This is a genomic window from Sandaracinobacteroides sp., from assembly GCF_057137845.1.
Genome location: NZ_DBNHFX010000190.1, coordinates 1 through 8,859 on the forward strand (window position 1 = coordinate 1; position 8,859 = coordinate 8,859).

11 protein-coding genes are annotated in these 8,859 nt (G+C 63.5%); 5 read left to right on the forward strand and 6 right to left on the reverse strand.

The genetic code is table 11. The annotated features are described in order from the left end of the window. The coding region (locus AC16JP_RS10580) for a methylenetetrahydrofolate reductase (protein ID WP_484340580.1) at nt 1–535 on the reverse strand (535 nt) is incomplete at its 3' end. Next, nucleotides 523–1,449, reverse strand: a complete 927-nt coding sequence (locus AC16JP_RS10585) for an ArsR/SmtB family transcription factor (protein ID WP_484340581.1) — start codon at nt 1,447–1,449, stop codon at nt 523–525. The genes AC16JP_RS10585 and AC16JP_RS10580, both read right to left, overlap by 13 nt. 112 nt (nt 1,450–1,561) lie before the next feature. On the opposite strand from AC16JP_RS10585, the gene AC16JP_RS10590 reads away from it, so the two are divergent. After that, on the forward strand, nt 1,562–2,395 hold the full coding sequence (locus AC16JP_RS10590) for an MlaA family lipoprotein (RefSeq protein WP_484340582.1): 834 nt from the start codon (nt 1,562–1,564) through the stop codon (nt 2,393–2,395). Continuing rightward, nucleotides 2,392–2,571, forward strand: coding sequence for a hypothetical protein (locus AC16JP_RS10595; RefSeq protein WP_484340583.1), 180 nt, complete (start codon nt 2,392–2,394; stop codon nt 2,569–2,571). The genes AC16JP_RS10590 and AC16JP_RS10595 overlap by 4 nt, the downstream gene beginning before the upstream one ends. Here the strand turns inward: AC16JP_RS10595 and AC16JP_RS10600 are convergent, their stop codons facing one another. After that, a complete protein-coding gene (locus AC16JP_RS10600) occupies nt 2,572–3,297 on the reverse strand; it encodes an SDR family NAD(P)-dependent oxidoreductase (RefSeq protein WP_484340584.1) in 726 nt (241 codons plus the stop codon). Nucleotides 3,298–3,461: 164 nt separating this feature from the next. Here AC16JP_RS10600 and AC16JP_RS10605 point away from each other — a divergent pair, with 164 nt between their 5' ends. Further along, nucleotides 3,462–4,643, forward strand: a complete 1,182-nt coding sequence (locus AC16JP_RS10605; RefSeq protein ID WP_484340585.1) for a vWA domain-containing protein — start codon at nt 3,462–3,464, stop codon at nt 4,641–4,643. Between the two features lie 13 nt (nt 4,644–4,656). Here AC16JP_RS10605 and metW read toward each other — a convergent pair whose 3' ends face one another. Beyond that, nucleotides 4,657–5,247, reverse strand: coding sequence for a methionine biosynthesis protein MetW (gene metW, locus AC16JP_RS10610; RefSeq protein ID WP_484340586.1), 591 nt, complete (start codon nt 5,245–5,247; stop codon nt 4,657–4,659). Beyond that, nucleotides 5,244–6,374, reverse strand: coding sequence for a homoserine O-acetyltransferase MetX (gene metX, locus AC16JP_RS10615; RefSeq protein WP_484340590.1), 1,131 nt, complete (start codon nt 6,372–6,374; stop codon nt 5,244–5,246). Before metX ends, metW begins: the two co-directional genes overlap by 4 nt. Before the next feature lie 85 nt (nt 6,375–6,459). On the opposite strand from metX, the gene hisC reads away from it, so the two are divergent. After that, nucleotides 6,460–7,563 (forward strand): histidinol-phosphate transaminase, encoded by a 1,104-nt coding sequence (gene hisC / locus AC16JP_RS10620; protein WP_484340587.1) that lies wholly within the window; start codon nt 6,460–6,462, stop codon nt 7,561–7,563. After that, entirely contained in the window at nt 7,563–8,471 is a 909-nt protein-coding gene (locus AC16JP_RS10625) for a prephenate/arogenate dehydrogenase family protein (protein ID WP_484340588.1), read from the forward strand. The genes hisC and AC16JP_RS10625 overlap by 1 nt, the downstream gene beginning before the upstream one ends. Here AC16JP_RS10625 and AC16JP_RS10630 read toward each other — a convergent pair. Continuing rightward, on the reverse strand, nt 8,468–8,859 hold a 392-nt coding region (locus AC16JP_RS10630; RefSeq protein WP_484340589.1), incomplete at its 5' end, for a regulatory protein RecX. The genes AC16JP_RS10625 and AC16JP_RS10630 overlap by 4 nt on opposite strands.

The following is an 8,859-nucleotide window of genomic DNA, read 5'->3' on the forward strand; positions in this document are numbered from 1 at the left end:
GCTTCAGGTGATCGATATCGGCCTGCGCCGACCCCGCTTCCGGATGGGTTTCGGGATATGCGCCAACCGACAGCTCGAACGGGTGGCGCGCGCGGATACCGGCCACCAGCTCGGCCGCATCGGCATAACCGCCGGGCTGCGCGACGAAGCGGCGCTCCCCGCCCGGCGGATCGCCACGCAACGCCACGATATGGCGGACCCCGGCCTGCCAATATTGATCGAGGATTTCATCGATTTCGGCGCGGCTGGCATTGACGCAAGTCAGGTGCGCTGCGGCCGGGATCGAGGTTTCCGAAACGATCCGGGTAACCGTTGCGTGCGTGCGTTCGCGTGTCGATCCGCCGGCACCATAGGTGACCGATACAAATCGCGGACGCAACGGAGCAAGCGTTTCGATTGAATTCCAGAGAGTTTCAGCCATTTTTTCGGTTTTTGGTGGAAAAAATTCGAAGCTGATCTGGATGTCGCCCGGCAGGTCGGCGAACAATGGTGCGCCAAGCGCGCAGGCGGCGTCGGTCGCGATCATGCCGGACATTGGCCATTCCTTCCTTCGCACAGGAGGACCGTCAGTTCCGGCCCCGGATGGCGCGACACCAGCCTCCCCTCCAGGCCGGCCTCGTTCAGCAGCCCCAGCAATGTCTCGTCGTCGAAACCAAGCCGCGCGTGGCGATGGCGCGTGCGCAGTTCTTCATGTTCGTGCGCCGCATAGTCGGCGACCAGCAGGCGCCCACCGGGCGCCAGCACGCGTGCGGCCTCGGCCAGCACGGCACCGGGATCGTCGGCGAAGTGCAGGACATGCTGCATGGTGACGGTGTCGAACGAATGATCGGCGAATGGCAGGTTTCCCATGTCGGCCTGCCGCAGATCGACGGCCTGTCCGCTCTCGGCCGTCAGTTTGCCGCGTGCAAGCCGCAGCATTTCAGGCGAGCGATCGATGCCGGTCGCCGTCGCGGCGAACGGCGCCAGAATTTCCAGAATGCGCCCCGTGCCCGTGCCGATATCCAGCAGGCGGCCGGCTTTACGATCGCTGGCAGCGATGAATGCCTCCTCGACCGCTTCGTCCTGCCCGCCCATGCGGCGCAGCATGTCCCATTCACCGGCATTCGCTTCAAACCAGCCGTCGATGGCCTTCTGCCGGTCGGCCCGCACCTGCCGCAGCCGCGCACGTTCGCCCTCGATCGGGTCCGGCCCGGCAAACAGGCGATGGGCAAGATCGGCGATTTCAGCGGCAGGCACTTCATCGCCAAGGCCGACGAACACCCACGCCCCTTCTTTCTGGCGCTTCACAAGCCCGGCATCGCCCAATATGCGCACATGCCGCGAAACGCGCGGCTGGCTCTGGCCCAGGATTTCGGCCAGTTCGCCGACAGAAAGTTGCAGATCGCGCACCAGCAGCATGATTTTCACGCGCGTCGGATCGGCAAGGGCCGCAAAAATTTCGTGAGGCATCGACATCTTTGAAAGAGTTAAAGATGTCTTTATATGTGGTCAAGCCCCATTCCGGCCTCTGCCCGACGCATCGGCGCTTGTGCCTGCGCCGTTCCCGCACTACCGGCAATACATGCGCCCGTTTCAATTTCTGCCGGCGGCGGCCCTGCTTGCCTTGACCGGCTGCGCGCACAACGCCGATCGCCTTGACCGTGTTGCGATCTCCGCACGGGCTGAAGCGGACCCGTGGGAAAACACCAACCGGCAAATCTATGCGCTAAGCATGGGCGTCGACAAGAACGTGCTGCTGCCGATCACCAACGGCTATCGCACAGTCGTTCCGGAAGCGCCGCGCCGGGGCATCGGCAATTTCTATGCCTTTGCGCGCGAACCAACCTATTTTGCCAACGCCGTGCTGCAGGGAAAACCGAAAAGCGCCATCCACACGCTGGGGCGCTTTCTGATCAATGGCATATTGGGGCTGGGCCTTGCCGACCACGCAACCGACATGGGCGTCGGCGTGCAACCGCATGATTTCGGCCAGACGCTTGCCGTCTGGAACGTCTCCTCTGGCCCCTATCTGTTCACCCCGGTTCTTGGCCCAAGCACCGTGCGCGACACGTTGGGCTTCGTCGTCGATTTCGCGTTCGACCCGGCAGATCTGTTGAAGGCACGGGTGCTGACCATGCCGCAACGCGCCGTCATGCTGGGCGGGCGCGTGCTCGATTTCCGCTCGCAATTGCGCGACAAGGGCGAACAGTTGCTGATCGGCGCCGCCGACCCATACGCCACGACGCGGTCAGCCTGGTTGCAGATGCGCCGCTACGAAATCTTCGACGGCAATCCCCCCGCCGATCCAGAGGACGAGGAATTCACCGACGCGTCAGGCCCGGCCGATATGGCCGCCACTCCCGGCGCCGCCACCCAACCCGCACCCGGGCATGTGGCCGAGGAGATGCCGCAATGAAGCGCGCGCCAGCGATCGCCGTGCTGCTGGCCTTTGGCCTTGCCGGATGCGGCCGTGACGAAAACAGGAAAAGCGACGCCGCGATCCAGCAGGGGATCGACCGTTCTGTCGCCGACGTTCGCGCCGCAAACGCAGCGGCCGCTGCCCCGGCAGAGGCAGCGCCACCGACGCGCTGATCAGCGCAGCATCAACCCGCCGTCGATCGCCAACGATTGCCCGGTGATATAGGGAGCGCGCTGCGAAGCAAGGAACAGGATCGACTGGGCCACTTCCTCTGGTTCGCCCCAGCGCTTGGCCGGGATGGATTTCAGCACCCGCTTTTCATAATCCGGCGAAGTGCGCTGGATTTCGGTCATGCGTGTGCGGATGAAGCCCGGTGCAACCATGTTCACCCGAACCCCGTCCGGCGCCCATTTGTCGGCCAGCGCGCGGGTCAGGCCCAGAACGCCGGCCTTTGAAGCAGTGTAGGCGGGGGTTTCGCGCAAGGCGAGGAAGCTTGCCAGCGAGCCTATGTTGACGATCGTGCCGCCCCGCTCTTTCAGGGATGGGTAGAACGCCTTGCTGACTTCCATCACCGACATCAGGTTCACTTCGATGACCGAGCGGAACCCCTCGTCGGTGTATTCGTCTGCCCGGCCGGTCCCGGCGTTGTTCACCAGAACATCGATCGCGCCGACAGACTTCGCCAGCGCCTTGCCCGCGCCGGGCTTCGACAGATCGACCTGCTGATAGGTAAAGCCCGACAGATCGTCTGCATAGTCGCCCGCCGAAGCGCGCGTGCCGGTGATGATCACCTCGGCGCCGGCTTCGCGAAAGGCCTGCGCCGCAGCAAGCCCTATCCCCTGGCTCGCCCCGGTGACGAGCACGCGTTTCCCCTTGAACTCCGGCCAGTTGCTCGTCATCGGGCTTCTCCTTGTTTGGCGTTTTCGTCACACTGCTTTCATAGCCGCCACTAGGCAAGGCCGGGCCTCGGCGCATCTCGCATTTCTGACAATTTGCGCGCATCTCCATTCGCAACGCATTTTTGACGGGTGACGAAGGCATCGCCCTGACCTAGTTTCGGCCCATGTTTTTGCACTTCCTCGACGAGCTACGCGCCGCACGCATTCCAGCTTCGCTGAAGGAGCACCTGATGCTCCTCGAGGCGATGCAGAGCAATGTGATCGAAAACCGTGTCGAGGATTTCTATTATCTGTCGCGCGCTGTTTACGTGAAAGATGAAGGACTTCTCGATCGTTTCGACCAGGTTTTCTCAAAAGTTTTCAAAGGTCTCGAAACCGAGATCGACACCGGCGCCAAAGAGGTTCCCGAAGAGTGGCTGAAAAAACTGGCGGAGCTTTACCTGACCCCCGAGGAGATGGCTGAAATCAAGTCGCTCGGAAGCTGGGAAGAGATCATGGAGACGCTGAAAAAGCGGCTCGAGGAACAGCAGAAGCGCCACGAGGGCGGCAACAAATGGATCGGCACCGCCGGGAAGTCGCCGTTCGGCGCCTATGGATTCAACCCGGAAGGCGTTCGCATCGGGCAGGACAAGGGGCGTCAGGGCAAGGCGCTGAAAGTCTGGGACAAGCGGGAGTTTCGCAACCTCGACTCGTCCGTCGAACTTGGAACCCGGAACATCAAGGTCGCGCTGCGAAGGCTGCGGAAATTCGCCCGCGAGGGTGCAGCCGACGAACTGGATCTGGACGCCACCATCAAGGGAACCGCGCGCAAGGCCTATCTCGATATCGTGATGCGCCCAGAGCGGCACAATGCGGTGAAATTGCTGCTGTTTTTAGACGTTGGCGGATCGATGGACCCGCACATCAAGGTGATGGAAGAATTGTTCTCGGCAGCACGTTCCGAGTTCAAGCACCTTGAATATTTCTATTTCCACAACTGCCCCTATGAGGCCGTATGGAAAGACAACAAGCGGCGCTGGTCCGAGCGTATGTCGACACTCGACGTTCTTCATAAATACCCGCATGATTACAAGCTGATCTTCGTTGGCGACGCTTCCATGAGCCCCTACGAAATCAACTATGCAGGTGGATCAGTAGAACACTGGAACGAGGAAGCCGGCGAAGTCTGGATGAAGCGCCTGACCGACGTCTATCACGCGGCGGCCTGGATCAACCCGATCCCGGAACAGCACTGGACGCACAGCCAGTCGATCCAGATGATGAAGAATCTGATGGAAGGCCGCATGTTCCCGCTGACACTGGAAGGACTTGACCGCGCCATGCGGGAGCTGACGCGCGCACACTGACGTACGCCTCCTGCTACTGCCCCTTCAAAACGAACAGTGCATGATCGGCCCTGAGGTTGGGCAAGGTGCGAATGCGCCTGTCGCCGCTAAGATATGCCTCGCGCTCGATCGAGAGGCCGAGTTCATGCGCCAGCGCACGAAAATCATCGACCGTGCACAGATGGATATTCTCGGTTTCGTGCCAGCTCGTCGGCAGGTTGCGCGTTACCGGCATACGCCCGCCGACCAGCAGGCTGAGCCTGACCCGCCAGAAGCCGAAATTCGGAAAGGCGACGATCGCCCGCCGACCGATCCGCACCAGATCGAGCAGCACCTGCATCGGCCGATCCATCGCCTGCAAGGTTTCGGACAGAATGGCATAGTCGACCGACTGGTCGGGGAACGCAGCGAGATCATGTGTCGCATCGCCCTGCACGACCGACAGCCCCTGCGCGACGGCCGCAGCAACGCGCCGCGAGTCCAGTTCGATCCCGCGCCCGTCCACCCGATTCGTGTCGCGCAGATAGGCAAGCAGGCGCCCATCCGAACAGCCGACATCCAGCACCGACGCCCCGGCGGGCACCAGCCCCGCGATCTGCCGCAATCTGGTGGGGGCGCCATTCATGGCCGTGGCGCCCACTTCCCGGCTTCGCCCGCACGCAGAAACCCGTCAACCACGTCCTCGAGGCCCGGCGTGTCCAGGAGGAACGCGTCATGGCCGAACGGACTGGACAACTCGACGAAGCTGACATGTCGTCCGGCTGCAACCAGCGCCTGCACCACGCGCTTGGCTTCCGAGGTAGGGTAGAGCCAGTCACTGTCGAACGAGATCACGCAGAAGCGCGCATTGGTTCGTGCAAACGCCAGCGCCAGTTGGCCGCTGTGGCCTTCCGCAAGGTCGAAATAATCGAGTGCGCGCGTGATATAAAGATAGCTGTTGGCGTCGAAGCGGTCGACGAAGCTCATGCCCTGATGGCGCAGATAGCTTTCGATCTGGAAGTCGGCATCGAAACCGAAGCTTTTTGCACCCTTCTGCTGTAGCCGCCGGCCGAACTTCTCGGTCAATCCGGCTTCGGAAAGATAGGTGATGTGCGCGGCCATCCGCGCCACCGCCAGCCCTTTTACCGGCCCCTTTTCAAGGCCATAAGTGCCACCCTTCCATGCGGGATCAGCCATGATCGCCTGCCGGCCGACTTCGTGAAAGGCGATGTTCTGCGCACTGTGTCGCGCGGCAGCCGCAATCACCACCACCGACCGTACCCGGTCAGGGAATGCTGCCGCCCATTGCAGCGCCTGCATCCCGCCCATCGAGCCGCCGACCACTGCCTGCAGCGTGGCAATGCCAAGCTGATCGAGCAGCGCCGCCTGCGCGCGCACCATGTCGGCGATGGTAATCACCGGGAATCGCAGGCCCCATGGCTTGCCGTCTTCGGGGTGCGGGCTGGCCGGGCCTTCACTGCCCATGCAGCCGCCGATTACGTTGGTGCAGATGATGAAATGGCGATCCGGATCGATCGGTTTTCCCGGGCCGACCATGCGCGGCCACCAGCCGGGCTTCCCTGTGACGGGATGGGTGGTTGCGACATACTGGTCGCCGGTCAGCGCATGGCACACAAGAATCGCATTATCGCGGGCAGCGTTCAGCGTTCCAAGCACCTCGTGGCCGATAGCCGGGCGCGGCAGGAACTGCCCGCCGTCGAGCGGCAGGTCATGGTCGAGGCGCATGATCGTATGGGAAACCTCGGGCGACACCCTCTGGCCGTTAGCAGCGCCGCGCCGCGCTGGCAAAGCCTCTGCGCACTTGCGGCAAGCGCCTACCCTGCCTAACGGGTCTGGCATGACCGCACCACGCCCCAACCCATGGATCAGCGAAATCGAGGCATATGTTCCCGGCTCGTCGAAAGGCGCAGGCGGGCGGCCGCCGGTAAAACTGTCGTCGAACGAAAACCCCTGGGGGCCAAGCCCCCACGCCGTCGAGGCGCTGAAGGCGGCCGCGAATGGCAGCCATCGGTATCCCGACGGAACGGCTGAACGGCTGCGGGCAAAGATCGCGGCGCTGCACGGCCTCGATCCCGACCTGATCGTCTGCGGCACTGGCTCCGACGAAATCCTGCAACTGTTGCCGCTGATCTATTGCGCCCCCGGAGACAGCGTTGCCTATGTCAGGCACGGCTTCATGGTGTATCCGATCGCCGCGCGCCGGGCTGGCGCTGCGCCGTTGGCCGCACCCGATCGCGATTACACTGCCGACATCGACGCGCTGCTGGCAACTGTGCGGCCCGACACCCGGATCCTGTTCATTGCCAACCCCAACAATCCCACGGGAACGATGATTCCGGCGGCTGAAATGGCGCGGCTGCATGCCGGTCTCAGGCCCGACATCCTGCTGGTGATCGATCAAGCCTACGCCGAATACCTCGACGAGCCTGACCCCGACGGCGGGCTGGCGCTGGCGAAGACCCATGCGAACGTGCTCGTCACGCGCACCTTTTCAAAGATCTACGGCCTTGGCGGCCTGCGCGTAGGCTGGGCAACCGGCCACGCCGACATCATTGCCGAACTGAACCGCGTGCGCGCGCCCTTCCCGATTTCCGTGCCTGCACTGGCGGCGGCAGAAGCAGCAGTCGACGATCAGGCCCATGTTTCGGCCTGCCGCACCCTGAACCGGGAACAGCGCGAGCGCCTGACGCAGGCGATTTCCGGATTTGGAAACAAAGGGCTTGGCGCGATTCCTTCACACGCAAACTTCGTTTTGATGACCTGCCCCTCCGAAGGGGCGCTGCAGGCCGGAGAATTGCATTGCAGGCTGGCAGAAGCGGGCTACATCACCCGCTGGCTTCCCGGCCAGGGGCTGGCGAACGAACTGCGCATCTCGATCGGCACCGAGGAGGAAATGACCGGGCTGATCGCGACGCTGGCAAGCATCGTCGAAGGCGCCTGATGCTGCCCTTCTCTCGTGTTACCGTGATCGGGCTGGGGCTGATCGGCTCGTCGCTCGTTCGCGCAGTGCGCGCACACATGCCCGATGCGCGCCTCACCGGGTTCGACGCCAGCGACGAAGTGCGGGCGCGTGTGCGCGAACTGGGTATCGTCGACGAAGTCGCCACGTCAGCGGGCGCGGCAGTCGAGGACGCCGACCTCGTCATTCTGGCGGTGCCGCTTGGCAGCTACGAAAGCGTCGGTCGCGAGATTGCCGCGGAAATGGCCCCCGGCGCACTGGTGTCGGACGTGGGATCGGCCAAGCAATCCGTCATCGATACGCTGGCGCCACTGCTGCCGGCCGGTGTGCAACTGGTGCCCGCGCACCCCGTTGCCGGCACCGAACAATCAGGCCCGGATGCCGGGTTCGCCAGCCTGTTCGAAGGCCGCTGGTGCATCCTGACGCCGCCACCCGGAACACCGGACGCGACGGTCGAGCGGCTGGGCGAATTCTGGACCGCGATCGGATCCAGGGTCGATGTGATGGATGCGCGCCACCATGATCTGGTGCTGGCCGTCACCAGCCATATCCCCCACCTGATTGCCTACTCGATCGTGGGCACTGCCGCCGATCTGGAAGGCGTAACCCGCAGCGAAGTCATCAAATATTCAGCGGGGGGTTTCCGCGATTTCACCCGCATCGCCGCCTCCGACCCGACGATGTGGCGCGACGTGTTCCTGACCAACCGCGACGCCGTGCTGGAGGTGTTGGGCCGGGTGAGCGAGGACATCGCCGCCCTGCAACGCGCGATCCGCTGGGGCGACGGCGATATCCTGTTCCAGCGCTTCACCAGCTCGAGAGACGTGCGCCGGGCAATCATCGACGCCGGGCAGGATACCGCCGACGCCGACTTCGGGCGCAAGCACTAACGATCCACGGGGCGTTCGGGCAGGTCGTCTTCGGTGTTTGCCTCGACGATCTGCATCGCAACGGACAGCCTGTGCCCGGCACGCGCGAATGCCGCGATCTGCCGTGCCTTCATCCGCTGGTCATCGATCACCGGTCCGAACGGCCCAAGGCGCTTGCGCCGCGCGAAATCCAGCGCCGCCGCCAGAGGATCGTGGCTATCCAGAACGGCCTCGCGGATGTCGGCCTCTACACCGGCAGTGGCCAACGACTGTCTGACACGCCCTGCCCCCATTCCACGCCGCGCAAGGCCACGAGCGCGGCTTCGGGCATATTCCTCGTCGTTGACATAGCCCAGTTCGACCATCCGGTCGGCGGTGCTTTCGGCAAGATCATGGTCGGCGCCATCGG